This is a genomic window from Paenalcaligenes sp. GW821-LYS-B07-1, assembly GCF_058803365.1.
In genome coordinates this window covers 1489453-1514291 of record NZ_CM179516.1, presented here as the reverse complement: position 1 = coordinate 1514291, position 24839 = coordinate 1489453, and the positions used below count along the sequence as shown (strand labels likewise).

At 51.2% G+C, this 24839-nt stretch carries 25 protein-coding genes and 1 pseudogene; 14 read left to right on the top strand and 12 right to left on the bottom strand.

The annotated features are described in order from the left end of the window. The first annotated feature begins 105 nt into the window (after window positions 1–105). The 4 genes from AC3QL0_RS07190 to AC3QL0_RS07175 are packed head-to-tail and all read left to right on the top strand — an operon-like array spanning window position 106 to window position 4027. Window positions 106–615: a TRAP transporter small permease gene (locus AC3QL0_RS07190; protein ID WP_493010727.1), complete on the top strand. Its 510-nt coding sequence runs from the start codon at window positions 106–108 to the stop codon at window positions 613–615. A gap of 16 nt (window positions 616–631) precedes the next feature. Then, window positions 632–1921 carry a TRAP transporter large permease gene (locus AC3QL0_RS07185; protein ID WP_135865652.1) on the top strand — a complete coding sequence of 430 codons (1290 nt, stop codon included), beginning with the start codon at window positions 632–634 and terminating at the stop codon, window positions 1919–1921. Between the two features lie 27 nt (window positions 1922–1948). Further along, window positions 1949–2983 (top strand): TRAP transporter substrate-binding protein, encoded by a 1035-nt coding sequence (locus AC3QL0_RS07180; protein WP_493010726.1) that lies wholly within the window; start codon window positions 1949–1951, stop codon window positions 2981–2983. A 12-nt stretch (window positions 2984–2995) separates the two neighbouring features. Then, on the top strand, window positions 2996–4027 hold the full coding sequence (locus AC3QL0_RS07175; RefSeq protein WP_493010725.1) for a TRAP transporter substrate-binding protein: 1032 nt from the start codon (window positions 2996–2998) through the stop codon (window positions 4025–4027). Window positions 4028–4156: 129 nt separating this feature from the next. Here AC3QL0_RS07175 and AC3QL0_RS07170 read toward each other — a convergent pair whose 3' ends face one another. From AC3QL0_RS07170 to AC3QL0_RS07155, 4 genes and pseudogenes are all read right to left on the bottom strand, one after another. After that, window positions 4157–4483, bottom strand: coding sequence for a hypothetical protein (locus AC3QL0_RS07170; RefSeq protein WP_493010724.1), 327 nt, complete (start codon window positions 4481–4483; stop codon window positions 4157–4159). A 70-nt stretch (window positions 4484–4553) separates the two neighbouring features. Further along, entirely contained in the window at window positions 4554–5549 is a 996-nt protein-coding gene (gene rlmF, locus AC3QL0_RS07165) for a 23S rRNA (adenine(1618)-N(6))-methyltransferase RlmF (protein WP_493010723.1), read from the bottom strand. A gap of 162 nt (window positions 5550–5711) precedes the next feature. Next, a complete protein-coding gene (locus AC3QL0_RS07160) occupies window positions 5712–6638 on the bottom strand; it encodes an alpha/beta hydrolase (RefSeq protein WP_493010953.1) in 927 nt (308 codons plus the stop codon). 108 nt (window positions 6639–6746) lie between these two features. Continuing rightward, a pseudogene (locus AC3QL0_RS07155) lies at window positions 6747–6836 on the bottom strand (RlmF-related methyltransferase); the annotation flags it as partial. A 165-nt stretch (window positions 6837–7001) separates the two neighbouring features. Between AC3QL0_RS07155 and AC3QL0_RS07150 the strand changes: the two are divergent. The 5 genes from AC3QL0_RS07150 to AC3QL0_RS07130 are packed head-to-tail and all read left to right on the top strand — an operon-like array spanning window position 7002 to window position 12125. Next, window positions 7002–7892: a SphA family protein gene (locus AC3QL0_RS07150; RefSeq protein WP_135866480.1), complete on the top strand. Its 891-nt coding sequence runs from the start codon at window positions 7002–7004 to the stop codon at window positions 7890–7892. 24 nt (window positions 7893–7916) lie between these two features. Next, entirely contained in the window at window positions 7917–8705 is a 789-nt protein-coding gene (locus tag AC3QL0_RS07145; protein WP_493010722.1) for an SDR family oxidoreductase, read from the top strand. A gap of 32 nt (window positions 8706–8737) precedes the next feature. Further along, window positions 8738–9985, top strand: coding sequence for a styrene monooxygenase/indole monooxygenase family protein (locus AC3QL0_RS07140; protein WP_493010721.1), 1248 nt, complete (start codon window positions 8738–8740; stop codon window positions 9983–9985). Between the two features lie 19 nt (window positions 9986–10004). Next, window positions 10005–10532 carry a flavin reductase family protein gene (locus AC3QL0_RS07135; protein WP_493010720.1) on the top strand — a complete coding sequence of 176 codons (528 nt, stop codon included), beginning with the start codon at window positions 10005–10007 and terminating at the stop codon, window positions 10530–10532. Between the two features lie 3 nt (window positions 10533–10535). Beyond that, on the top strand, window positions 10536–12125 hold the full coding sequence (locus AC3QL0_RS07130) for a phytoene desaturase family protein (protein ID WP_493010719.1): 1590 nt from the start codon (window positions 10536–10538) through the stop codon (window positions 12123–12125). Window positions 12126–12134: 9 nt separating this feature from the next. On the opposite strand, the gene AC3QL0_RS07125 is transcribed toward AC3QL0_RS07130, so the two are convergent. Further along, window positions 12135–13118, bottom strand: a complete 984-nt coding sequence (locus tag AC3QL0_RS07125; protein ID WP_493010718.1) for an AraC family transcriptional regulator — start codon at window positions 13116–13118, stop codon at window positions 12135–12137. A 164-nt stretch (window positions 13119–13282) separates the two neighbouring features. On the opposite strand from AC3QL0_RS07125, the gene AC3QL0_RS07120 reads away from it, so the two are divergent. From AC3QL0_RS07120 to AC3QL0_RS07100, 5 genes are all read left to right on the top strand, one after another. Next, window positions 13283–13894 (top strand): flavin reductase family protein, encoded by a 612-nt coding sequence (locus tag AC3QL0_RS07120; protein WP_493010717.1) that lies wholly within the window; start codon window positions 13283–13285, stop codon window positions 13892–13894. A gap of 145 nt (window positions 13895–14039) precedes the next feature. Then, complete coding sequence (dctP, locus tag AC3QL0_RS07115; protein WP_493010716.1) at window positions 14040–15011, top strand: TRAP transporter substrate-binding protein DctP; 972 nt, start codon at window positions 14040–14042, stop codon at window positions 15009–15011. 61 nt (window positions 15012–15072) lie between these two features. Continuing rightward, window positions 15073–15594 carry a TRAP transporter small permease gene (locus tag AC3QL0_RS07110; protein WP_493010715.1) on the top strand — a complete coding sequence of 174 codons (522 nt, stop codon included), beginning with the start codon at window positions 15073–15075 and terminating at the stop codon, window positions 15592–15594. Between the two features lie 2 nt (window positions 15595–15596). Beyond that, window positions 15597–16916 carry a TRAP transporter large permease gene (locus AC3QL0_RS07105; RefSeq protein ID WP_493010714.1) on the top strand — a complete coding sequence of 440 codons (1320 nt, stop codon included), beginning with the start codon at window positions 15597–15599 and terminating at the stop codon, window positions 16914–16916. A 5-nt stretch (window positions 16917–16921) separates the two neighbouring features. Further along, window positions 16922–17866 (top strand): ketopantoate reductase family protein, encoded by a 945-nt coding sequence (locus tag AC3QL0_RS07100; protein ID WP_493010713.1) that lies wholly within the window; start codon window positions 16922–16924, stop codon window positions 17864–17866. Between the two features lie 70 nt (window positions 17867–17936). On the opposite strand, the gene AC3QL0_RS07095 is transcribed toward AC3QL0_RS07100, so the two are convergent. The 7 genes from AC3QL0_RS07095 to AC3QL0_RS07065 form a co-directional block, all read right to left on the bottom strand. Next, entirely contained in the window at window positions 17937–19559 is a 1623-nt protein-coding gene (locus tag AC3QL0_RS07095) for an AMP-binding protein (RefSeq protein ID WP_493010712.1), read from the bottom strand. A 60-nt stretch (window positions 19560–19619) separates the two neighbouring features. Continuing rightward, entirely contained in the window at window positions 19620–20345 is a 726-nt protein-coding gene (locus AC3QL0_RS07090; RefSeq protein WP_493010711.1) for an ABC transporter ATP-binding protein, read from the bottom strand. Beyond that, window positions 20342–21106, bottom strand: coding sequence for an ABC transporter ATP-binding protein (locus AC3QL0_RS07085; protein ID WP_493010710.1), 765 nt, complete (start codon window positions 21104–21106; stop codon window positions 20342–20344). The genes AC3QL0_RS07090 and AC3QL0_RS07085 overlap by 4 nt, the downstream gene beginning before the upstream one ends. Next, window positions 21103–22089 (bottom strand): branched-chain amino acid ABC transporter permease, encoded by a 987-nt coding sequence (locus AC3QL0_RS07080; RefSeq protein WP_493010709.1) that lies wholly within the window; start codon window positions 22087–22089, stop codon window positions 21103–21105. The genes AC3QL0_RS07085 and AC3QL0_RS07080 overlap by 4 nt, the downstream gene beginning before the upstream one ends. A gap of 11 nt (window positions 22090–22100) precedes the next feature. After that, window positions 22101–23021: a branched-chain amino acid ABC transporter permease gene (locus AC3QL0_RS07075; RefSeq protein WP_135865122.1), complete on the bottom strand. Its 921-nt coding sequence runs from the start codon at window positions 23019–23021 to the stop codon at window positions 22101–22103. 15 nt (window positions 23022–23036) lie between these two features. Next, a complete protein-coding gene (locus AC3QL0_RS07070; RefSeq protein ID WP_493010708.1) occupies window positions 23037–24221 on the bottom strand; it encodes an ABC transporter substrate-binding protein in 1185 nt (394 codons plus the stop codon). Between the two features lie 434 nt (window positions 24222–24655). Continuing rightward, window positions 24656–24781 (bottom strand): hypothetical protein, encoded by a 126-nt coding sequence (locus tag AC3QL0_RS07065; RefSeq protein WP_493010707.1) that lies wholly within the window; start codon window positions 24779–24781, stop codon window positions 24656–24658. Window positions 24782–24839: the final 58 nt, after the last annotated feature.

Here is a 24839-nt window from a genome sequence, read left to right as displayed (position 1 = left end):
ATTCACATGAATTTGTTTACCTATAAACTATATTTTTATAAATATTATATAAGGGGATGATAAACCCCTTAGAGATTGCCAAACCCAGTCCACAACGGAGACAACATGGACAACGAATTAGAGGGTATGCAAGTCAAACACTCCCCTAAAGGGCCGCTACGTATGGCTGAGCGTCTACTGAATGGGGTGTGCGTCATAATCCTGACATTGATGGTGATGGTCACCACCCTTGATGTTCTAGGCCGCTATGTTTTTCATGCACCTATACATGGTGCTTACGAAAGCAACGAGTTCTTATTAGCCATTCTGATCTTTTCAGCATTGCCCCACGTCACTTTGCACAATCAGCACTTAACGGTTAGTTTGCTGGATTCCGTGCTAAGCAAACGCGCCAAACAGTTCCAGCGCATGATCATTGCTCTGATCTCTGGCGGCGGGCTCGCTATTTTGAGCTACTTCCTCTGGCTACATGCCATGCAGCTTGCCGACTATGGTGACCGCAGTAACGCCTTAGATATTCCCATTGCCCCTGTTGCGTACCTTATTTCGGTACTGACAGGCCTTGCGTCACTTGCTGCCTTGTCGCAACTGTTCACCCGCCACCGCCAACCCTGACCCACCGGACTCCATCATGCTTATTTCCTTGCTTGGACTGATCATCCTGCTGATCAGCCTGTTTGTTGGCCTACCTATCGCTTGGGGGATGCTGCTGGTAGGGACGCTGGGTTTCAGCTTCTATACCGACTTTGAAGCCGCCTACACCATGGCCGCCCAAACGGCGTTTGACACTGGCTTAAGCTACAGCTTTACCGTGCTGCCGCTGTTTGTACTGATGGGTAATCTAGTGAATGCATCCGGCTTATCCCGCGACATGTATACCGCTGCTAATGCCTTTATCGGTCACCTACGTGGCGGCTTGGCAATGGCGACTATCTTGGCCTGTGGTGCCTTTAGTACGCTGTGTGGTTCCAGTATGGCAACAACTGCGGCCATGAGCCGTGTGGCCATGCCCAATATGCGTAAATTCAACTACGACGACAGACTGGCTGCTGGCAGTATTGCCGCTGGCGGTACGTTGGGCGTGCTGATTCCTCCAAGCGTGATTATGGTGGTGTACGGCATTCTGACCGAAACCGACATTGGTAAACTGTTTGCTGCTGGTGTGATCCCTGGTGCCTTAGCCATTTTGATGTACTTGCTGACTGTACTGGTTTTGACAGTCATCAATCCCAAACTGGGTATGCCGGGTGCTCGCAGCACATGGAAAGAACGTCTGCATTCCATTAAAGGTATTTTCACCATCACAGTGCTGTTTTTGGTGATTATGGGCGGTATCTATGGCGGTATCTTCACCCCTACCGAAGCCGCTGGTATTGGTGCCTTCTGTACCTTCTTGATCACCCTAAAACGGCGCGGTTGGAAGCCTAAGCTGTACCTCACCGTGTTGCTGGAAGCATCACACACTACTGCTGTAATGTTTGCACTGGTAATTGGTGCCTTGGTGTTCAACAACTTCCTGACCGTTGCTGGTCTACCTAACCACCTGCTGGGCTTTATTAACGGCCTAGATGTATCGCCACTGACCGTCATCTTTATTATCTGCCTGATCTACTTGGTACTGGGTTGCTTCTTAGAAACCATGTCTATGGTGATGCTCACCGTGCCTATTTTCTACCCTATCGTTAGCTCCTTGGGCTTCGATTTGGTGTGGTTCGGGATCATCGTGGTGGTGGCGGCTGAAATCAGTCTGATTGCCCCCCCGCTAGGCCTGAACATTTTCATGATCAAAAACGTCATGCCAGAGCTTCCATTACGCACCATTTTCTACGGTACAGCCCCGTTTGTTCTCACCGACATTCTGCGCATGGTGCTGTTGATCTTGTTGCCAGGTATGGTGCTGCTCATTCCTAACAGTATGTAGTCCCTCTTCGTCACCAAGGAGATCACTATGAAATTGCTGCACACACTAGGACTGTATGTTGGCCTTGGCTTTGGTGCCTTAGCGGCTACATCTACAGCTTCTGCCGAGCAACAAGTACTGCGTTTTTCTAACTGGCAAGCACCTACACATTTCATCACCACCGACATGCTGATACCGTGGGGGCAAGAAGTAGAAGAAGCCACCAATGGCCGTGTAAAGATCGAGTTCATTAACCCTCTAGGCAAACCGCAAGCGCACGTGGACTTGGTGCGTAACGGCATTGCTGATCTGGGCATGTCGGTGCACAGCTACACCGCTAGCCGTTTTCCTATGGTGGAGTTCGCCGAACTGCCGTTTACCACTGAAGACAGCGGCATTAACTCAGTGGCATATTGGGATACCTACCAACAGTTCATGCTGGATCAAAACGAACACCGTGGCCTGAAACTACTGGGTGCATGGACTAGCCCTGCTTCGGTCATTCTGCTCACCCAAGATAACGTTACTAGCTTGGATGACCTAAAAGGCCTAAAGCTGCGCTCCCCTAGCCCTTTGTTTGATGCCATCACCAAAGAACTGGGTGCTACCCCTATTACGGCTCCCGCTTCTGAAGCCTATGAAATGCTCTCCAGAGGGGTGATTGACGGCATGTATTTCCAACATGACCAGATCGACAACTTCAAGCTGGACAGACTGGTGAAATCGGTAGTTGTAGCACCCGGTGGTTTTGGTAAAACCAGCCAATTCTTGTTCATGAACCCACGCAAGTGGGACAGTCTCAGCCCCGAAGACCAAGCCGCTATTTTGTCTGTGTCTGAGCGTCATATGGCCAAAGCCTTTGGTGAAAAATGGAACAAATCCGAGCAAGACGCCATACAAAAACACGCATCACAAGGCTTAATCACCTATCGCGTTGAAGGCGAGGCTCTGGATCAATTACATCAAAGACTGGCATTTATCGAGTCCGACTGGATAGAAACTGCCAATAAAAAAGGCATTGATGGTCAAGCCGTGCTCGACCATTACCGCGCACAAATCGCTGCACTCAACACTCAACCCTAATCCGGAGTACACATGAAACTATTACAAAAACTAGGGCTCTGTATGGGCCTGAGCCTAAGCGCCATTGGCCTTTCCAGCAATGCTCATGCTGAAACACAAGTACTGCGCTTTTCCAACTGGCTGCCCCCAGCACACTACATCGTTACAGAGATGCTAGAGCCATGGGCAGAGAAAGTTTCTGAAGTCACCGAAGGCCGCGTCAAAATCGAATTCATCAACCCATTGGGCAAACCACAGGCGCACTTGGATTTGGTGCGTAATGGTATTGCTGACATGGGGATGTCGGTACACAGCTATACCGCTAGCCGTTTCCCAATGATTGAGTTTGCGGAAATGCCCTTCACCACCGACAACGGTGAAATTAACTCGGTGGCTTACTGGAATACTTACAGCCAGTTCATGCTGGGTGCCAACGAGCACCGTGGCGTCAAACTAATGGGCTTGTGGACTAGCCCTGCCACCGTGATCTTCACCACCAAACCAGAAGTTAGCACCGTTTCTGACCTGTCAGGTTTGAAACTGCGCTCCCCTAGCCCACTATTTGATGCCATCGGCAAAGCCATGGGCGTTGTGACGCTGAACGCACCCGCTTCCGAGAGCTACGAAATGCTGTCGCGTGGCGTGATTGATGGCTTGTTCTTCCAGTACGACCAGATCGAGAACTTCAAGTTAGACAAACTGATCAAAAGCGCTGTAGCCGTACCTGGTGGTTTGGGTAAAAGTAGTCAGTTTATGTTCATGAACGAACGTAAATGGCAGTCATTAAGCGAAGCCGACCGTGCTGCCATTGAACAGATCTCTGGTGAGTACATTGCGCGTGACTTTGGTGGTAAATGGCAAGCATCTGAAGATGCCGCGATCAAAACGCTGACCGATGCTGGCTTGAAAACCTACACAGTTGAAGGCGAACAATTGGCCCAGTTGCGTAGCGAGTTGTCTTTCATCGAAACAGACTGGATTGCTGCTGCCGAGAAGAAAGGTATTGATGGCAAAGCCGTACTAGAGTTCTACCGCGCTCAAATCGAAACTCTGAGCAACCAATAAGTTTTTATAGTTCCTGCGTTAGCCGACAACCGTTTTGGTTGTCGGTTTTTTTTGGCCATTTTGTGAAGCAGCATTTATCACACATGCGGCAAGGCTGCTGACAAGGCAGATACGTAGCGCCATCAGCTTTTAATCTTGCCCGTGAAAAGCTTCCCACGCAGCCGCTTCTAATTCGCCACACTCTGAGATGAGATTGCCACTTTCATCATGAAGCGTATACGTTTGTTGCTCCCCGTCACCTATGCTTCCCGCACCATCAAGCCCTAGTAGTAAGGTATACATCGTATCTTTCAGTGCAGAATCTAAAATCTCGCGTAGCTGCTCGTTCTGTATAGACGTAAGGCCTAGCGCTTGGATCTTCGCCGCTACATCAGAGCTGTCATGAGGGTTCATGAATGAAGCTAACAGTTCTGATTTCAGGCTAATCCAATTATCGACAAACTGTTTAGCGTTCATAGTTAAGTCCTTCGTTTGTATATGCAAGTTGCCTACCCTAAACAGTAGAGCCCATACTGATGCGATAAGCTTATCGCCAACGTGCCTTACGCCACGCCTCTTGCGCAGCCAGGTTTAAAAACGTCCATGCTACAAAGCGGCTTTTCTTTTGTCCTTGAGCCATTTCCACGGTCTTTACCGTAAACGCATTCGCCTTTCGTAAGGCATGCAATATGCCGGGCAAATTAGATTCTTTGGATATCAAGGTACTGAACCAAAACACTTGCCTGCTTACGGCCCTACTCTCTTCTATCATGAGACGTATAAAGGCCGCTTCACCGCCTTCGTACCACAATTCCGTACCCTGCCCACCAAAATTCAGCACGGTATTGTTTTGCTTTGGTGTCGCCTTGCCTAAGCCACGCCATTTTCGAGTAGAGCCACTTAGCGCTTCTGCCCGTGACGCATGAAATGGAGGGTTGCACAACGTTAGGTCAAAGTAGTCATTTATACTGAACACGCCTTTGAAAATATGCTTCTGCGACTTTTGCTGGCGTAATGTGATAGCTGTAGCTAAGCCCTTATTCGCATTAATAGTAGTTCGTGCCGCTGTCAGTGCATTCGCATCAATGTCTGAGCCTACAAACTGCCAGCCATATTCGGCATGCCCTATTAAGGGATAAATCGTGTTTGCGCCCACACCAATATCCAAAGCTCGTACTGCAGCGCCTTGCGGAATCACACCCTTATTACTGCTTGCCAACAAATCAGCCAGATAGTGCACGTAGTCCGCACGGCCAGGTATAGGCGGGCAAAGGTAATTTGCAGGAATATCCCAGTGCTCTATACCGTAAAAGGACTTCAACAAAGCACGGTTCAACGCTTTCACGGCCTTAGGATTAGCGAAATCCATGCTTTTATCGCCATGCGGGTTCAAAGCTACGAAAGCAGCCAGGTCTGGCGTGTCTTTGATCAGCGCATCGAAGTCGTAACGACCTTGATGGCGGTTACGTGTATGCAGCAAAGCCGCCGTTTTGCTAGGTGTTGAGGGTGTAGAAATGGGATTACCTGACTTTGGAGATGACATCGTGTTTCAACAGGAACCCTTATCGGTTTTCAGAGTTCGTTATGGTAAGTAGGGATATATGGCGGACATTATAGAATTCATTTATGTTTTGGTTGCTGTTGACTCATCACTGATGCGCAGAGTGCCAGACAAGAGGGGCAATGAGTTACAGTGAGGCAGTATTCAACGCACTGACAGCAGGTACTTCAACCCTCGAGTGAAGCCTCGTGGCGCGACGCTCAAATGATCTTCATCGTTCAAGACCTCTGACTCTAGTTTCAAGCCAGGGTACTTTCTGCTCAGCAGTGCTGCTTCCAATGCGCGGTTGTCGGCAACCATATCCACCGTCTGGTTGTAGCGTCGATCGCCTTTGCGCAGCGCCTCATAAGCACCGACATAAAGGTAGACATTCGCTCTCAGGTCTTGATTCTGCTCGGCGTAGCTCGCCTCTAACTTAAGGGCATATCGCTTGTCGTACCAAAGAGAAGGACTGCCTAGGATATAGTCGCTGAACAAGCTAGGATCAGTGAAAAGCACCTGCACTCCAAGTAGTGCACCATAGGAGTGGCCCAGAAAGATTGCTTTCGCAGGGTCTGCACGATACTGAGCGTTGATGAAGGGCTTTACCTGATCGCGCAGATACTGTTGATAGGCGCTAGCCTGACCATGTATAGAATTGGGTGCCGCTGTACTTGGGCCGTTTGGTGTAGGTGTGTAATCACGCTGGCGGCTGACAACGCCGTCCTCACCCTTTGCGTAAGATAAGCCGACGAGAATAAACTCCTCAATCTTCGGGCCTTCCACATTCAGGCGGCGCCCTAGCTGCTTAATAATCGGAAAGGCGTAGTCTGCGTCCGTCACATACACTACTGGATAGTGTCGCTGCGGCTGCGTGGCGTAGGACGGTGGCAAGGCAACGAAGACTTGATAACCACGATTAGAAACAGGATCTGGCACGTCCCATACCTCGCTATCAGCGATTTCGTAGGGGTGCCCTTCACCAGATTGCACCTTTGGTGCCGATGAAGACTGTCCATGCGCGGGAGCGATAAAGGCGCCGAGGCTGGTCAATAGAACGATCAATACGGCAGGTAAAATACGTTGATGCATAGGGTTTCTTTGTCGATGAGGGCTGAAGCGATTGCGCAGCAGAATAGCAGATACTACTAAACCGTGGGCCGTTGCGAAATATCTGAGCCTACAAGCTGCCAAATAATGCACGTAGTCCGCACGATCTCGGATAGGCGGACACAGATAATTCGCAGGAATATCCCACTGCTCTATACCGTAGAAAGATTTTAACAACACGCGCCTTACGCCAAGCCTAGCCCCCTAGTGCTGGGGTTTTCCCTTGAAATCTAAAGTAATTTCGCTAAGTGGATAGTGCTTGCGGAAAGCGGCTAGACCACGCTTTCTCCCCCACCCTACCATCTGTCTCACCCACAATCACAATAACAGTGGAGACAGTTCCTCATGTTAAAAAACACCCTAGTGCGTCTTTCCTGTGGCGCAGCGGTACTCATCAGCCATAGCGCTGTTGCCATTGAAGGTAATGGCTTGCCTGTCTACCCAGACGGGCTTGAAAACTACCTTTCAGGTGCTTTGCCTGGCCCCGGCGTCCACCTTCTGATGTATGCCGGTTCTCTTAGCTACAACTCAGTACGCGATAAACACGGCGATAAGCTGCCCATTCAAGATTTCAGCGTTGACGTCAATATGGTGGCGCCGCGTGTGGTTTGGGTAACTTCCGCTGAAGTGGCAGGCGGCCAATTGGCGTTTCATGCTCTGTTTCCTCTACTCACGGTTAAAGAAGAGGCTTTCGGCCAAAGTAAGCGCCGCACCGGTCTGGGCGATATCGCCTTTGGTCCTGCGCTGGGCTATCACTTTAGTGAAAGCGCCCACGCTGTTGTGGGGGTGGATTTTGTGGCACCTACGGGCTACTACCGCCAAGACGCGATGGCTAATTTGGGTCGCAATTACTGGACTATTCAACCGGCGGCTGCATTCACCTATATGCAACCCAGCGGGATTAATGCCGACCTGAAGGTGATGGTGGATTTTAACTTCCGCAATAACGACACCCGCACGCGCACAGGTAATGCCATCCACGCTGATTACGCGCTGGGCTATGGCTTTGGTAACGGTTTCGTAGCTGGTATTGGTGGTTATGCCTACCAACAAATTGCCAGCGATTCTGGCCCACGCTCTGGCGATGGCCGAGCTCGTGCGTTCAGCATTGGCCCCTCTCTGCGTTACGCCAATGCCAGTGGCTGGTTATTTACCGCCAAGTGGCAGCAAGACTTCGGCGTGCGTAGCCGCCCTAAAGGTCACCAGCTCATGCTGAAAGCCGCCATTCCTTTTTAATGTATTCGCAGCAAGGAGACTGATATGAAGGGTCTACAAGACAAGGTGTTTATCATCACGGGCGGTGCCACGTTGATTGGTACGGGTGTAGTCAACGTTCTGACCAGCTATGGTGCGCGCGTTGCTATCTTTGATATTGATGAGGCGGGTGGCAAGATTGCCGCTGGTAACGATCCCAAACGCTGCCGATTCTGGCGTACTGATATTACCGATGACGCCGCGATCAGCCGCAATATTGCTGCCGTTAATGCCCACTTTGGGCGTGTAGATGGGTTGGTGAATTTGGCCTGCTCCTACTTGGATGAGGGCATGAATTCCCCCCGCAAAGACTGGCAGCAAGCCTTAGATATTAACGTGATCAGCACGGTTGCCATGAGCAAGGCAGTACGCCCTTATCTGCAAGAGCAACAGGGTGGCGCGATTGTGAATTTCACATCCATTTCTTCATCCATTGCGCAAACTGGCCGCTGGCTCTACCCGGTATCCAAAGCTGCTATTGTGCAGCTCACCCGTAGTCTTGCCATGGATTTCGCCCCGGATCACATACGGGTGAATTCTGTGTCCCCAGGCTGGACATGGTCCAAGGTGATGCACTCCTTAACAAACGGCAACCGCTACAAAACCGACAAGGTTGCCGCACCTTTCCATTTATTGGGCCGCGTAGGCAACCCCGAAGAAGTAGGCGAAGTGGTGGCATTTTTATTGTCTGACTGTGCCAGCTTTGTCACCGGAGCCGACTACGCCGTGGACGGCGGCTATTCCGCCATGGGACCGGAACAAAACATTCCCGCCATTCCAAAACTTGCCCAATAACGCACTTTTATCAGAATAATTAGGAGACTCTTATGCGTAAAGTTGCCATTATCGGTGGTGGTCAGGCTGGTATGCCCGTGGCCTTTGGCCTGTTAGACAAAGGCTATGACGTTGCCCTGTACACCAACCGCACGCCAGATCAAATTCGCCAAGGGCGTGTGATGTCTAGCCAGTGTATGTTCCCCCATGCGCTAGATGTAGAACGACGCTTAGGTATTAACTACTGGGATGACGAATGCCCTCCTGTAGAAGGTATTGGCTTTGCTCTCCCCAACCCCGACAAACCCGACACCAAACTGCTGGACTGGGCCAGCCGCATTGAGCGCCCAGCTCAGGCTACCGACCAGCGTTTAAAAATGCCGGTATGGCTGGAAGAATTTGAGAAACGCGGCGGGCGTTTGATCATGGAAGATGTAGGCGTAGCCGAATTAGAACGTATCGCTGAAGAATATGAGCTCACCATTTTGGCCGCAGGCAAAGGCGAAGTAGTACGTCTGTTTGAACGTGATGCAGAGCGCTCTCCTTTCGACAAACCGCAACGCGCCTTAGCCCTGACGTATGTGCACGGTTTAGAGCCCATGCCTGAGTTCTCACGCGTGTCCTTTAACTTCATCCCCGGTGTGGGCGAATACTTTGTATTCCCATCACTCACCTTGTCTGGCCCCTGCGACATCATGGTGTTTGAGGGCATTCCAGGCGGCCCCTTAGACCGCTTCCGCGACACCACCTCGCCACAAGAGCATTTAGAACGCAGCGTGTCTTTCTTGCAGGAATTTTTGCCATGGGAAGGCGATCGCTGTCGCAACGTAGAGCTTACCGATGACCAAGGTTACTTGGCTGGTAGCTTCCCTCCCACAATACGTAAGCCAGTATTGACGCTGCCATCAGGGCGCATCGTGCTGGGCATGGGTGACGCTGTAGTGGTGAACGACCCTATTACAGGCCAAGGCTCTAACAATGCGGCACGTGCAGCACAAGTGTATTTAGACAGCATTTTAGCCCGTGGCGAACAAGCCTTTGATAGGCAATGGATGCAGCACACCTTTGATACCTACTGGGATTACGCCAGCAAAGTTGTGGCCTGGACCAACTCTATGTTGTTGCCGCCTACCGAGTCCGCTCTAGCCTTGCTGGGAAATGCCGCCGGTTCACCGCGTTTAGCTAACTTCCTAGCTAATGCCTTTAATAACCCCACCACGCTGTTCCCGGCTTGGACAGATCTGCCCTCCGCACAAGGACTGATCGCCAAACTGGCAGAAGAGCAGACTACGGCTGCCTAAGCGTACAGGAGAGATTGCCATGTCCACACAGGCTGAACTTGTTCAGGAAACGGTCACCTTTGATAGCCGTACCTTCAGGCAGGCGCTGGGGCACTTTCCTACGGGAGTTGCCATTGTCACCACGCGCAGCCCCGAAGGACGGCCTGTAGGCCTGACCATCAACTCCTTTGCCTCTCTGTCGCTAGACCCTCCGTTGGTGTTGTGGAGTTTGGTGAAGCATTCACCTAGCCTCGCCTTTTTTCAGGACTGCAAACATTTTGCTATTCATGTGATTAGTCAGAACCAAGTAGAAGCCGCGCTGGGTTTTGCCAACTCGCGGTTGGAAGACAAATTTTCGTTAGTTAGCCACTACAGTTGTGATGAGGGGATTCCCGTAATTGATGACTGTTTAGCGACCTTTATCTGCGAAAATCATAAACAACACGATGGGGGGGACCACACGCTGTTTATTGGCAAAGTCATTCGTCACGACACGGTCCCTAATCAAGCACCAGCGGTATTTCACCGTGGTAGCTTCACCCATCTACAACAACAATCAGGAGACTAATTCATGCCACAACATCAGGATGTGGTGGTGGTAGGTAGCGGCATCAACTCCTTATGTTGTGCCGCCCTACTCGCCTGTAGAGGGTTAACGGTAACGGTACTGGAGCGCAACCCCGTCGCGGGCGGCTGCATTCGCACCGAGGAGCTCTTCCCCGGCTTTACCCACGATGTGTTTTCCAGTTGGTACCCCCTGTTTGTAGGGGGTGCCGCCTACGCCGAGCTCGCGCAACCGCTGGCCGATGCCGGGCTGCGTTTTGTATCGGGCGACTACAGTACGGGACTAGCTACGCCACATGGTACGGGCATTGCCTTACGCCAAGACATGGAAGACAGCGTACAGCGTTTAAATGCCATTTCCCCGGGGGATGGAGACGCCATAGGCCAAGCGGCAGCGCAGATTTTCGGCAATGATGCGGCGTTGGTCTTTGGGCTAATGGGTAACGACCCCTACAGTTGGAAAACCAGCAAGCTGCTGTTCTCGTCATGGTGTCAACGTGGCCTTGATGGCATGCTGCACTTTGCGTCCGACTCCTTAGAGAATTTTAGGCGCTGGGCAGAATATGCCCTGCAAAACGACCTTAGCCGCGCCTTAATTGCGCCGTGGGTACTGCACAGTGGCTTAGGCCCTGATGAGGCAGCCTCCTCACTGATAGGTAAACTGACTTTTGCTGCCGTTGTCGCGGGTGGCATGCCCGTCGTAGAAGGTGGCAGCTATAAGTTAGTGGAAGCCTTTATACGCGTTATTGAAGAACGTGGTGGCCACGTGCTCACCGGTCAACACGTAGACGAAGTCGTAGTCAAAAATGGCAAGGCTATAGGTGTGCGCACAGCTACCCAAGAGCGTTTCATGGCAAACAAAGCCGTGGTCTGCAACGTTACGCCTAACCAACTGTACGAAAAACTACTGCCTACGGCCGGCCCTGAGTATCAACAAATGGCCAAGCGCTATAGATACGGGCGTGGTGGCATGCAAATACACTTTGCGTTGAAAGAACGCCCCCACTGGCTAAACCCTGAGCTGCTCAACGTACCCATGGTGCACGTCACGGAAAGCATGGAGCAAGTGTGTGCATCAGTGGTGGAGGCCAATAATGGATGGTTGCCTGCCAAGCCCACCTTGGCAGTAGGCCAGCCATTGGCTGTAGACCCTAGCCGTGCCCCCGAAGGCAGCTGGATACTGTGGGTGCAAATGCAAGACATGCCCTCTACGGTTAAGGCAGACGTCGCCAATGAGCTACCTATTCCTGCAGACGGCCGCTGGAACGATACGTTGTGTGATGGCATGATAGAACGCGTCAGACAACGCCTAGAAACTGTTATGCCCGGTTTTAGCCAGCATATTATCGGTAGCAAAGCCTATAGCCCGGCTGATTTAGAAGCGTGGAATATGAACTTGGTAGGTGGCGATCCGTATTCAGGCGTGTGTTCGCCAGATCAGTTTTTCTTTATGCGCCCCTTTGCGGGTAACGCCAAAACGCGTACTGGCCGCACCCCTATTCCTAATCTGTTTCAGATTGGTGCCTCGGTGCACCCTGGCCCTGGATTAGGTGGGCAGTCTGGCTACTTAGCCGCACAGCGTATCTGTAAAAAGTAGTGATAGCGCCTAGACGGGGTTCTGCCGCAACCGCTGCAGACTCTGGCTAGGCGTTTCGCCAAATCGGTCTTTGTAGGCAGCACTAAAACGCCCTAAGTGGGCAAAGCCCCAGCGCATCGCAATATCTGCCACCGAGCATTCCAACGAATCACCGTGCGTGAGTAAATCAGCTCGTACGCGCTCTAAGCGCAATTGCCGCAGATACTGCATGGGGCTGACGCCACAATGTTCTTTAAATGCCACCTGTAACGTACGCACACTTACCTGTGCCTGAGCCGCCAACAGCGCTAAGTTGATGGGCTGGTCTATGTGCTCATGCAGGTAATTTTCTACTTGTTTAATGTGCCTAGGCAAAATACTGCTGCGTAAGCGATTTAGCCCTGATTGCAATACCGGTGGGTGTTCACCCAACAAGGTAGTCACTACCAATTGCTCTATCTGCCTGATCAATAACGGGGAACGCTGCATGGAGAGCGAATTGCGGGCACAGTCTACTAAGTAACGCAACATCAACTGCCAGCTAACCGAGCGGTGGCATTCAAACTTGGTCGGAAAATGCACCCCGTTCACCATGGGGTCCATACCCATGTCTTGCGCGGTTTGCTCTAACAACAAGCGGTCTACCTTGATCATGATTTGCTCGTTGCTGGCTTGCCAGTTCATGTCTATTTCAGCGTTTGGGCTTAATACCGATGCCACCCCCGGCATGGACTCTACTTCTTCTGCCCCACAACGTACCGTTGCCTGACCATATTGCGGAATCTGTATGAGGTAATAGTCCACCAAGTCATCTGGCTGTATGCGCACATGCGCCCCATAGCCCAGCCGTATCACATCCACCTGACCAAAGTTGGCTTGGCGTATACAGGACTGCAAGGAACTTGCCTTTAAGAGGCTAAGTTTATGTGGCGTCAACATACTACTGATCATTGTTTTCACCTGATCAGCATCCGTAGACATAACGTTTTCCCAAGAAACAGAATCATTGCTCATGGCAGATACTCGGAAAACAAGTTAACAAAAACCCGAAAGGATTAACAGAATGCGTTTTTTCTAGGTTGGCAGCCAATATAGTTTAGTTATAAAGTATATTGAACCCTATACGTATATTCCCCAACAACTATCTACCCGTTAGTGCTTAGGAGACAAGATTGACCATGCAGCACAATTACCATACCTACGAACCCTGCCAAGGCCACGGTTTACGCTACGACCCCATCAGCGCCATTGTGGGCCCACGTGTGATTGGCTGGATTGGTACACAGAATGCCCAAGGCGAAACCAACTTAGCGCCTTATAGCTTCTGTAATATTTTTAATTACCGCCCGCCCATCATTGCGTTTTCTAGTGTGGGCTACAAAGATAGCGTGCGCAATGCCATTGAAACGGGCGTATTTACGTGGAATCTGGCCACCCGTCCGCTTGCCGTACCCATGAACCTCAGTAGCCTAGAGCAGCCCGTAAACGAGTTCGAACTCAGCAAGCTCACGCCTGTGCCGGGCCAGATGATTGCTGCGCCGCGCGTAGGCGAAAGCCCAGTCTCGTTAGAGTGCCGTGTCACGCAGCACTTCCCCTTACAAAAACTGGACGGGCAAAGCGATACCTGGATGGTCTTAGGCGAAGTGGTGGCCGTACATATCTCGCCCACCCTCATTAAAGATGGTGTGTATCACACCGCTGCGGCGCAACCTATCTTACGTGGTGGTGGTCCAGGTGACTTCTTTGAAGTCTCTGACGACACGCTATTTGATATGCGTAGACCCACCTAATTTCACCCTGTTTCCGTTTACTCCCAAGGCACTAGCGCAAACCCCTAGATGCCTTTTTTTTATTTCATCATTAATATATTTAGTATTAAAAATATGAAAACAAATACATTAAAAATGATCATTACAAGGAACGGAGACAACCATCATGATCAAACGCACACTGCTGGGTGCCGCCCTACTGTCATGTACCTTCTTTAGCGTTCAAGCTGAAGAAGTCACCCTAAAAGCCGTTAGTGCTTTTAACACCGACACCTTCTTTACCGACCGCTTCAAAGTCTTCGTAGATAAGGTAAATGAAGACGGTAAAGGGCTAGTACAAATCCAGTTTATGGGGGGCCCCGAAGCCATTCCCACGTTTGAAGTCGGTAATGCCGTGCGGGCGGGCGTGGTTGATCTGGCCAACAGCTCTGCCGTGTTTCATGCCAACTTGGTGCCCGAAGCCTTAGCCATGACGTTAACCGACCGCTCCATTCAAGAGCTGCGCGCCAATGGCGGCCATGCGCTGATGGACAAACTGCACCAAGACAAAGCCAACATGCTGTGGCTGGCCCGTGTTACCGATGGCCTGCAATACCATATCTACACCAACAAACCTGTTACCCAAGCCAGCGATTTGAAGAAAATGAAGCTGCGCAGTGTACCTACGTATTTGGCTTTCTTCCAAGCGTTAGGTGCATCAGCCTTGCAAGTACCTCCCGGCGAGGTCTACACAGCGCTTGAGCGTGGCGTTGTCGATGGCTACGGCTGGCCTTCTGTGGGTGTACTAGACCTAGGCTGGCAAGAGAAAACCAAATACCGCGTAGACCCAGGCTTCTACAACGTAGAGGTCAGCTTGTTCATGAATAAAAACAGCTGGAACAAGCTGGATGATGCACAAAAAGCCTTCCTAAAAGAAAAAATCGACTGGGTAGAGTCCTTAAACCAAGAAGACTTGCAACGTGCTGAACAAGAAAAAGCACGTCAGGCCGAAGCTGGCGTAGAAACCATTACGCTGTCTGACGAAGCCGGCCAAGAGCTACGTGCCATTGCTTACCAAGCAGGTTGGGACGGTATTGCTAAAACCAGCCCTACTCATGTGGCTGAACTGAAAGCACTGTTCGGCGACGACGCACCTTAATTCGCCCTCCTGCCAGATCGATACGCATCGGTCTGGCCACCCTCTTTTTTGCCTTCTCATTATGACAACAGCCTCTACTTCTCGTGTAGGCGTGCTGGAGCACGGCTATAAATTCATCATGTCGGCCTGCGGCGCACTTGCTGCCATTATCTTTGGGCTCATGAGCCTGCTGATTGGTTTTGATGTGATTCTGCGCAACCTAGGCTACGACTGGATTCCTTCCAGCGTAGAACTGTCCGAATACATGCTGATGATTGCTACCTTTGCCGGTGCGCCTTGGCTTTTGCACCATAACGGACACATACGCGTGGACGTGATCGTCAATAAGCTTCCTGCTGCATTTGCACGCCAATTAGAGGTGCTTTGCAACCTCATCGGTATTGTGGTCTGTGCCACCTTAACCTGGCAGTCCTACATCATCGCACTCGACAACGCGACTACGGGCACGCTGGTATTTAAAGAATTGGTATTTCCTGAATGGTGGCTCAATCTGCCGCTGCTGATTGCTAGCCTGCTGCTCACCATCGAATTCTGCCGCCGCTTGCGCCAGTCTATTCATCACCTGCGTCATCAAGGAAACTAACCATGGATTGGCCACTTGCATTGGGACTGATGCTAGGTTCCCTGTTTTTCTTCATGGCGGTAGGCATGCCCGTGGTATTTGCCTTCTTAGCCGTCAACCTTATCGGCGCTTGGGTGTTTTTAGGCGGTGAAATAGGCTTAGGCCAATGGGTACGCAACACCAACTCGTCACTAATCAGCTTTTCCCTCACCCCCATCCCCTTATTTGTACTGATGGGTGAAGTGCTCTTTCACACTGGCCTCGCATTCAGGGCCATTGATGCCATTGAGAAAGCCATTTCCCGCGTGCCAGGAAAACTGTCTATCGTCAGCATTTTGGGCGGTACAACCTTTGCCACGCTGTCCGGTTCATCCATTGCTAATACCGCGATGATGGGCGGCATGATGATGCCTGAAATGATGCGCCGTGGGTATCACCCTACGATGTCCATGGGCCCCATCATGGCCGTAGGCGGTATCGCTATGCTGATTCCACCCTCGGCGTTAGCCGTGATGATGGGTAGCTTGGCTGGTATTTCCATTGAGCGTTTGCTAATTGGTGGCATTTTGCCGGGCATCCTGATGGCCATAGGCTTTTTGGGCTATGTCGTGATACGCAGCATTATGCGTCCCCAAGATGCACCTGTTAGCGAACAAGACGACTCTGGTTTGAAAGGCTGGCAAAAGTGGGGCCCATTCTGCAAAAACGTACTGCCTCTATTGGGTATTTTTATAGCGGTAGTGGGTTCTATGCTTATAGGTTGGGCCTCTCCTACTGAGTCTGCCGCTATAGGTGTGTTGGCGTCTGTGCTGGCTACCTTTATCTACCGCGTCTTTACGCTTAGCGCTCTTTGGAAAAGCTTGATTGAAACCGCCAAGGTGTCTGTGGTGATTCTGTTTATTCTGGCGGCCTCTACCACCTTTGCTCAATTGCTGAGTTTCTCTGGTGCCAGCACGGGCTTTCTGAATGTTATACGCAGCTTAGATCTGTCCCCTGCTTTGCTGATTCTGTGCATGCTGTTGATCTTGCTGATCATGGGTATGGTACTGGACCAAATCAGCATGATGATGATCACTCTGCCATTTTTCATGCCACTGGCGTTAGCCGCCAATATCGATACCGTATGGCTAGGCGTGATGATGTTGATCGCCTTAGAAATCGGCCTGCTCACCCCACCCTTTGGTTTACTGCTGATCGTGATGCAGAGCGTCGTGCCACCGGCTATACGCCTGCCACAAATATATCGTGCAGCAGTGCCTTTCATCACCATCGAGCTCGTTGTACTTGCTGCGGTATTTTTCATCCCCGTCATTGCGGTTGGACTACCTAACTTAATCAAATAACCACTATGAAAATAGCCATTATTGGTGCGGGTGCAATGGGTAGCTTGTTTGGCAGTTTGCTCAGCAAAGTCAGCCAACCCATACTGTACGATTTAAATACCCAGCATGTAGGGGCGATCAAACAGCATGGTTTACGGGTCTCGTACCCAGACCGCACAGAAACTATTGCCATCCACGCCGTTTCTGATGCCAATGAGCTGGAAGCCATGGATGTGGTCATTTTGTTTGTGAAGCATCCCTATACGCAAGGCGCACTGCAGGATGGCTTGCAAAAAGCTATCACCCCCAATACCGTCGTGGTGAGTCTACAAAATGGACTGGGTAACACCGACCTGATGAAACAAGTGCTAAACCCTGCACAAATTGTGTACGGTTTCAGCACCCTCACCAGCGATTTGGTAGAACCTGGCCACATCCACGTGACCTGTGACCTCAGCCTGCACACAGCGATGTGGCCACTGAACCATCAACCTAGCCCTGCCTTACAACGCTTGTGCGAACTGATGAATCAAGCAGGCTTAAACACCAACATTTCCGCCAATGTGGAGCATGATATTTGGATGAAACTGCTGGTGAATGCCTCGCTAAACAGTTTGTGCGGCATCTTGCAGCAAACCGTAGGGCAAGTGGTAGACACCCCTGAGTCACGCCAACTTCTGGACCGTATCGTGTTTGAAACCGCGGACGTCGCCCAAGCTAAGGGCTTAGCGATTTCTAGGGAAAAAGCCTTGCAACATGTGCTGCATGTTGCCGAGTTCACGCGCGATCACATTCCCTCTATGGCTATCGATATACGTAACCGTAAGCCCACTGAAATCGAAGCCATTAACGGGGCCATCGTCAGACAAGGTCAGCAGTTAAACGTCGCCACACCCGTGACAGAGTTCGCCGCTAACTTAGTACGTAGTCTGCAACAACATTACCCAGCCCCTACCCCTACGTCCCACTAGATCAATTCCTCAGTACAACAAAAAGCCCATGGTGTTATCCATGGGCTTTTTTTGGCTGTCGCTCTACCAATTAGGACACGGTTTCCGCTTCGGTATGCAATCTAAAACGCTGCAACTTCCCTGTAGAGGTACGCGGCAAGGTTTCTACAAACGCCACCTGACGTGGGTATTTGTACGGCACGGCATTTTGCTTAGCGAAGTCTTGTAGTGCCTTCACCATCGCCTCGCCTACGGTATGCCCTGCACGTAGCACCACAAATGCTTTCACCACTTGCCCCCGCAGTTCATCGGCTACCCCTACCACCGCACACTCAGCGACCGCAGGGTGCATCAGCAGCACTTCTTCTACCTCTATAGCAGCGATGTTGTAGCCCGCAGAAATGATCAGATCATCCGTACGCGACTGATAGTAGAAATAACCATCTTTATCCATCACATAGGCATCGCCCGTGACGTTCCAGCCGTTTTGTACGTATACTTTTTGACGATCATCTGCCAAGTAACGGCAACCCACCGGCCCTTTCACAGCCAATCTGCCTACTGTACCGGGTGGCACTTCATTACCGTTATCGTCCAGTACAGCCGCTTGATACCCCGGCACCGGTTTACCCGTTGCGCCTGGGCGCACCGTTGTTTCGTCATGAGAGATAAAAATGTGCAGCATCTCGGTTGCACCAATACCGTCAATCAGCTCTATGCCAGTAGCATCACGCCATGCGGTACGTGTGGCAATAGGTAAGGACTCACCTGCCGACACGCATTTACGCAATGTGCCATTACGTAATAAATCACCTTGTGCCGACAACACACGGTACGCCGTTGGGGCCGTAAACAAAATAGTGGCACCAAACTCTTGCACTGCTGCCAATAGCGGTTCGGGGGTACTCTTTTCTAGCAGCACGGTGCTGGCACCTACGCTCATAGGGAACAGCACCAACCCGCCCAAACCAAAGGTAAACGCCAACGGCGGGCTACCAATAAAGACGTCATCTGCCACTGGCTTCAACACATGCTTTGCCCAACCATTACAAATGGCCATGACATCACGGTGAAAGTGCATGGTGGCTTTAGGAATACCGGTAGTACCCGAGGTAAAGCCAAACAAGCAGCAGTCTTCAGCAGAGGTATCCACATTCTCAAAATGTGGTGAGGCTTGCGCCATCAGCGTTTCTAGGCTGTCTGCTGCATCGCTGTGGTAGAACATGATGTGTTTCAGCACCGGCTCTTGTTCTTGCGCCTCTAGCAGCGCCTCAGCCAATGCCGCATCACACAGTGCATAGGTGGATTGCGACACCATAATCACTGGCGTGAGCTCTTTTACACGTAGCAGTGGCATGGTGGTCACAGCAATACCGCCCGCTTTCATGATCGCAAACCAGCATGCCACCAACATGGGGTTATTGGCCGATCGCAACAACACGCGATTCCCTGGCACCAAGCCCATTTTGTCTACCAATACGTTAGCAATGCGATTGGCTTTTTCTTGCAGGTCAGCATAGGTCCATGTCAGACCTTCGGCGCGTATGCAAACGTTATTGCCGCGCCCTTCCGCTACGTGTTTATCCAGCAGCTCGGTGGCGCAGTTCAAGCGCTCAGGGAATTGGTACTCCGGTAAATCAAACAGCAGCTCTGGCCACCATTCGCGTGGTGGCAGGTTGTCTCGTGCAAAAGTATCTTGGTGTGCACTGTACATAGGTCTCCTCCGGCTTATCTTTGTCGTTCTGTGATCGCCCTGCCTTGAAACCGCCCCAGCTTATACTCCTAGGTACGTTTTCCAGAGGCTGCGATCACTGTCCAATTCTGCTGACGATCCCTGCCACGCCACGTGCCCCTTTTCTAAAATCACGTGTCGGTCCGCCAGCCTAATTAATCGCTGTACATATTTATCGACGACCAGAATGGTCTGGCCTGCGTCGCGCAACATATCCAAACACCGCCAAATTTCTTCGCGCACTAAGGGAGCCAGCCCTTCGGTAGCTTCATCTAAAATCAGCAGTTTGGGATTGGTGGATAAGGCTCTACCTATGGCCAGCAATTGCTGCTCGCCACCAGATAATTGGCTACCCAAGTTGCGATAGCGTTCTTTGAGCCTAGGGAAAATCGAATAGATACGGTCTAGTGTCCAACGGTCTTGCTGGCCGCTGCGGTTATCGGCAAAAGCGATCAGATGCTCTTCAACCGTGAGGTTAGGAAAACACATACGCCCTTCTGGCACGATGGCAATACCACGACGTGCAATGGAATCGGCTTTAAGACCGTTAAGTTTTTCACCTGCAAAGTGAATTTCACCGCCTCTAGGTTTCAGCGCACCGATAATGGTTTTGATGGTGGTGCTTTTACCCATGCCGTTACGCCCTAGTAAGGTCACTACCTCGCCTTCACGTACTTCCAGCCCTACGCCAAACAGCACTTGGCTTGCGCCATAACCGGCTTCCACATTTTTGCAGGACAGTAAGGTCCCAGTATTGCTGCTACTCATACCATCGCCTCCACTGCATCGTCTTCTGTACCCAAATACACTTCTTGCACTTGCGGGTGATTACGTATTTCTTCAGCCGTGCCAGACGTCAAAATTCGGCCATACACCAGCACGGAAATACGATCAGCCAACTGAAATACGGCATCCATATCGTGTTCAATCAGCAAAATGGTGGTTTCTTTACGCAATTCACGAATAATGCCCACCATTTGTAGGGAGTCCTCTGGCCCCATACCTGCCATAGGCTCGTCCAGAAGCAGTAATTTAGGGCGTGACGCCAATGCCAACGCCACATCTAGCTTGCGCTGTACACCATGCGGCAACGTGCCAGCAATACGATGCAAGTGTTGAGTCAGATCCAGCTTGGCAGCCAATTGCTCGGCATGCTCTTGCAGCAACAGCTCATTAGAACGACGCGACAAGAACCTAAAGCTGGTACCAGAATGCGCCTGCACTGCCAGCATTAGATTGTTCAGCACCGTGTCATCACGAAAGATGTTCGTTACTTGGAAACAGCGCGCCATCCCAGCACGTACACGTAAGTGCGAAGGCATGCCCGTAATGTCTTTACCATCCAATACCGTGCGGCCCTGATCGGCCGGGATCAGCCCTGAAATTAGGTTAACCAAGGTGGATTTACCGGCACCATTAGGCCCAATCAGCGCATGAATCTCGCCTTTTTCTACTGTTAACGACACATTATCTGTAGCCAACAAACCGCCAAAGCGTTTCACCACACCTTCGGTTTTAAACAAACTCATGCTGTTTTCCCCTTTGGTTCAAACCAGGCCGCAATACCCTTAGGCGCAACAAAGACCACAAACAGCAGCAATAAGCCCATGGGCCAGTGCCAGTAATCGGTGTACATGCGCAGTACTTCCTCCAGTACTAACCACACGCCTGCACCAATCACGCCCCCCCAACGATTACCCACGCCGCCAATCACTACCATCACGATCAGCACTGCAGAGTGCGTCCACAACATGAGGGATGGGCTCACAAAACCGTCGTTACTGGCTAACAAACCACCGCACAACCCAGCCACAGCACCAGCGCCCACAAAAGCCACCAAGCGCAGTCTGAATACGGGAAAGCCCAATGCTCCCATACGAGTTTCGTTATCACGTGTGCCTTTTAAGGCGTAGCCGTATTTGGATACTTCCAAGCGGCTGTTCAAGGCAAAAATCAGGGCTGCAATCACCAGCACCACGCCATAAAAGCCGTAAGACATGTCGTCTAACCAGCCCCCCATGGAGAGCGGCGTGTAAATGCTATAGCCGTCATCACCGCCAAACACGCGTAGCGACATGGCGAGGTAATGCAGCATCTCGGCAAAAGCCAAGGTGATCATGATGAAGTACACACCACGGGTACGCAGTGCCACCAAACCTATCAGCAAGGCCACCACACCGGATACCGCTAGCGCCATGAACCATGCAGCCCATGCTGAGCTGTAGCCAGCATCCACACACGCAACGACGGTGTATGCCCCCACACCGATGAAGCCAGCGTGCCCCAACGCCACCAAACCACCGTAGCCCAAAATAAAGTTCAAACTCGTAACCGCCATCATCATGATCAGTAAGCGGTTCACAAAACCAATGTAATAATCCAGCTCTAAGGCTTGCAGCAACCACGGCAACGCCGCTAATACTGCAAACACTAGCCACGGAAAGAGTCTCCCTGCAGTCGTTGCACGCTGAGCCGTGGGTTTAGCCTGTTCCGAAGTCATGGCAATAGTCATGTGTAGTCTCCTCAGGCTCGCGCAGGGAACAGCCCTGCTGGTTTAAATGTCAGCACAACAGCCATCAGCAGGTACATAGCAATGCCTGCCAACGCGGGTGCCAAATCTGCGGCCAACGCAGGAGAAAGAATTTCACGCAAGATAGGTGGTAAGAATGCGCGGCCCGACGTGTCCACCAAACCCACAATCATCGAGGCCACAAATGCCCCACGTACCGAACCAATACCACCAATCACAATAATTACTAATGCAGGGATCAAGATGGACTCGCCCATCCCCACCTGCACAGCACTAATAGGCCCCATTAATGCACCGGCCAACGCTGCCAAGGCTGCGCCCACCAGAAACACAAACGAGAAAATATGCCCTACGCGCACACCCATGAATTCCGCCATGGAACGGTTAGACGCCCCCGCACGCACCAGCATCCCTATACGTGTGTGGTTCACCAATACATACAGCGCTACGGCTACCAATAACCCAGCGGCCAACAACATCAAGCGGTAGGCGGGGTATGGCAAACCAGGAATAAGCTCAATGGGTGTTGCCAGCATTTCTGGCATGGGCGCCATAATAGGCGCCGCACCCCAGATGGCTTTTACCGCATCGTCGGCCAACAAAATAATGCCGAAGGTGGCCAGTACCTGCGCGAGGTGATCGCGCCGGTACAAATGCCGCATGATCAGGAACTCCAGAAGCCAAGCAACCACCACCGTAGCAGCAATAGCAACGGCCAAAGCCAACCACATAGACCCGCTGGCCACATGCACACGTGCCGCTACATAGGCGCCCACCATGAACAACGACCCGTGGGCCAAGTTCATGGTATCCATAATGCCAAAGACCAAGGTCAGACCTGCTGCAATCAGAAACAGCATCAGGCCAAACCCCACTCCATTTAGCAATTGCTCAGTAATGAAGATCCCGTTCATGCTTACCGCCCTTTCTTACATTTTGCATTCAGCAACGTAAGCATCTTGGTGCTGCTCTAACACCGTACCCACCAGCTTGTTAGTCAAATTGCCATCGCTGTCTTTTTCTACCACGCGTACGTAGTAGTTCTGGATTGGATAGTGATTCGCACCATAGGTAAAATCGCCACGTACCGATGCATAGCTAGGGTTTTCTAACGCTTTTACCAACGCATCTTTGTCTTGTGCACCACCCGCATCACGTACGGCAGCATCCATCGCCATGATGGTGTCGTAGGCCATGGCGGCATACACCGATGGGTAACGGCCATCGTATTTTTCGCGGAAAGCCGTTACGAATTCCGTATTGGCTGGCAGTGGCAGATCATGTGCCCAGTGCGCGGTGTTCTGTACGCCCAGCATGGCATCGCCCACCGCTGGGATGATGTCTTGGTCAGCCGAGAAGCCAGGAGCAATCATCGGAATGTCTTGCAAACCGCCTGCCACGTACTGTTTAACGAAGTTAATGCCCATGGTGCCAGGCAAGAAGAAGAACACAGCATCCGGTTTCTGGCTACGGATTTGAGCGATCTCTGCGGCGTAATCGATTTGGCCTACTTTGGTGTAGATTTCGTCGCGAATCTCACCTTCGTACAAACGTTTGAAACCATTCAGGTGGTCTTTACCCGCTGGGTAGTTAGGCGCAATGATGACCACATTGGCGTAGCCTTTTTCGTTGGCCAGCTTACCGCCTGCTTCGTCATAGGTATCGTTCTGATATTGACCAAAGAAGTAGGGGCTGCAACGCTCACCCGCAAACTGGCTAGGGCCTGGGTTGCTGGACAAAAATGGCACTTTTGCACGGAACAGTGCTGGCGCTACTGCCAACGCCGCGTTAGACGGGATAGGCCCAGTAAACATGTCGATTTTTTCACGCTGCAAATAGCGGTTCACCAACTGTGTCGCTTGCTCTGGGCTACCGGCATAGTCCGTTTTAATGAACTCAGCAGGTTTACCACCCAAGGTGCTGCCCAGTTTTTCAATCGCCAAATCAAAACCGTCACGTGCTTCGGCACCCGAAGCAGCAAAGGGACCAGAAATATCCAGTGCAATCCCCACTTTGACGGGATCCTCCGCCCACGCTGACATACTGACACCAGCCGCTAACAACGCTACTGTTAGACGGCGAGGAGCAAAGCCCAACCAAACTGATGTATTCATTGATGTCTCCTTATTTTGATTTTTTCCACTACTGGCCAGTCAATGTGGGAATCAATACTTGATGCGGTGATGGGAAATCTCGCTTGCTCTGTTACCCTTACGAAAAGAGCCAAGCCTAGCTTGTCACTCTGGCAATGTTTACTTATGTATTATTCATTTCTAAACTAAATATGCGTAATTGGTGAAAGCCCTAATACTTTAATTGCCGGCCCAACTCGCTCGCTCGCATGCGTATACACCATTCAACTCAAACCCGCAAAACGTAAGCCTTGCCAAGGTTTGTAGCAATCTACGTGGCTATAATCACAGACTTTTTTAGGCAAAAAAAACAGTACCACTAACCATTTCTGATTACTGATACTGCAAAAAAAAACCGCAACGCCTGCGTGACAACAACAGCAACTCGCAGCCATTACAGCTTCTGGAATAGTGTTTTACGCAACCCTCGCTTGCAGGGTGCCAAACTGGCCTTGCCAATACAGTAAAGGAGCTGGAGTCATTCCTTCAATTGCCTGTATCTGCAGTACACGAGCCACCACCACGGCATGGCTGTGACACATCACGATTTCCTCTACTTCGCAATCACACTGATGGCACCAGCCAAATGGCGCATACCTT

What these genes read in the sequence shown, in the direction of transcription:
- AC3QL0_RS07110 (WP_493010715.1), top strand. Translation starts at nt 15,073, where the DNA reads ATGACAACAGCCTCTACTTCTCGTGTAGGCGTGCTGGAGCACGGCTAT.
- AC3QL0_RS07135 (WP_493010720.1), top strand. Translation starts at nt 10,005, where the DNA reads ATGTCCACACAGGCTGAACTTGTTCAGGAAACGGTCACCTTTGATAGC.
- AC3QL0_RS07095 (WP_493010712.1), bottom strand. Translation starts at nt 19,559, where the DNA reads ATGTACAGTGCACACCAAGATACTTTTGCACGAGACAACCTGCCACCA.
- AC3QL0_RS07175 (WP_493010725.1), top strand. Translation starts at nt 2,996, where the DNA reads ATGAAACTATTACAAAAACTAGGGCTCTGTATGGGCCTGAGCCTAAGC.
- AC3QL0_RS07080 (WP_493010709.1), bottom strand. Translation starts at nt 22,089, where the DNA reads ATGACTATTGCCATGACTTCGGAACAGGCTAAACCCACGGCTCAGCGT.
- AC3QL0_RS07070 (WP_493010708.1), bottom strand. Translation starts at nt 24,221, where the DNA reads ATGAATACATCAGTTTGGTTGGGCTTTGCTCCTCGCCGTCTAACAGTA.
- rlmF (WP_493010723.1), bottom strand. Translation starts at nt 5,549, where the DNA reads ATGTCATCTCCAAAGTCAGGTAATCCCATTTCTACACCCTCAACACCT.
- AC3QL0_RS07160 (WP_493010953.1), bottom strand. Translation starts at nt 6,638, where the DNA reads ATGCATCAACGTATTTTACCTGCCGTATTGATCGTTCTATTGACCAGC.
- AC3QL0_RS07185 (WP_135865652.1), top strand. Translation starts at nt 632, where the DNA reads ATGCTTATTTCCTTGCTTGGACTGATCATCCTGCTGATCAGCCTGTTT.
- AC3QL0_RS07120 (WP_493010717.1), top strand. Translation starts at nt 13,283, where the DNA reads ATGCAGCACAATTACCATACCTACGAACCCTGCCAAGGCCACGGTTTA.
- AC3QL0_RS07085 (WP_493010710.1), bottom strand. Translation starts at nt 21,106, where the DNA reads ATGAGTTTGTTTAAAACCGAAGGTGTGGTGAAACGCTTTGGCGGTTTG.
- AC3QL0_RS07075 (WP_135865122.1), bottom strand. Translation starts at nt 23,021, where the DNA reads ATGAACGGGATCTTCATTACTGAGCAATTGCTAAATGGAGTGGGGTTT.
- AC3QL0_RS07150 (WP_135866480.1), top strand. Translation starts at nt 7,002, where the DNA reads ATGTTAAAAAACACCCTAGTGCGTCTTTCCTGTGGCGCAGCGGTACTC.
- AC3QL0_RS07130 (WP_493010719.1), top strand. Translation starts at nt 10,536, where the DNA reads ATGCCACAACATCAGGATGTGGTGGTGGTAGGTAGCGGCATCAACTCC.
- AC3QL0_RS07140 (WP_493010721.1), top strand. Translation starts at nt 8,738, where the DNA reads ATGCGTAAAGTTGCCATTATCGGTGGTGGTCAGGCTGGTATGCCCGTG.
- AC3QL0_RS07100 (WP_493010713.1), top strand. Translation starts at nt 16,922, where the DNA reads ATGAAAATAGCCATTATTGGTGCGGGTGCAATGGGTAGCTTGTTTGGC.
- AC3QL0_RS07180 (WP_493010726.1), top strand. Translation starts at nt 1,949, where the DNA reads ATGAAATTGCTGCACACACTAGGACTGTATGTTGGCCTTGGCTTTGGT.
- AC3QL0_RS07065 (WP_493010707.1), bottom strand. Translation starts at nt 24,781, where the DNA reads ATGTGTCACAGCCATGCCGTGGTGGTGGCTCGTGTACTGCAGATACAG.
- AC3QL0_RS07125 (WP_493010718.1), bottom strand. Translation starts at nt 13,118, where the DNA reads ATGAGCAATGATTCTGTTTCTTGGGAAAACGTTATGTCTACGGATGCT.
- AC3QL0_RS07190 (WP_493010727.1), top strand. Translation starts at nt 106, where the DNA reads ATGGACAACGAATTAGAGGGTATGCAAGTCAAACACTCCCCTAAAGGG.
- AC3QL0_RS07145 (WP_493010722.1), top strand. Translation starts at nt 7,917, where the DNA reads ATGAAGGGTCTACAAGACAAGGTGTTTATCATCACGGGCGGTGCCACG.
- AC3QL0_RS07105 (WP_493010714.1), top strand. Translation starts at nt 15,597, where the DNA reads ATGGATTGGCCACTTGCATTGGGACTGATGCTAGGTTCCCTGTTTTTC.
- AC3QL0_RS07170 (WP_493010724.1), bottom strand. Translation starts at nt 4,483, where the DNA reads ATGAACGCTAAACAGTTTGTCGATAATTGGATTAGCCTGAAATCAGAA.
- AC3QL0_RS07090 (WP_493010711.1), bottom strand. Translation starts at nt 20,345, where the DNA reads ATGAGTAGCAGCAATACTGGGACCTTACTGTCCTGCAAAAATGTGGAA.
- dctP (WP_493010716.1), top strand. Translation starts at nt 14,040, where the DNA reads ATGATCAAACGCACACTGCTGGGTGCCGCCCTACTGTCATGTACCTTC.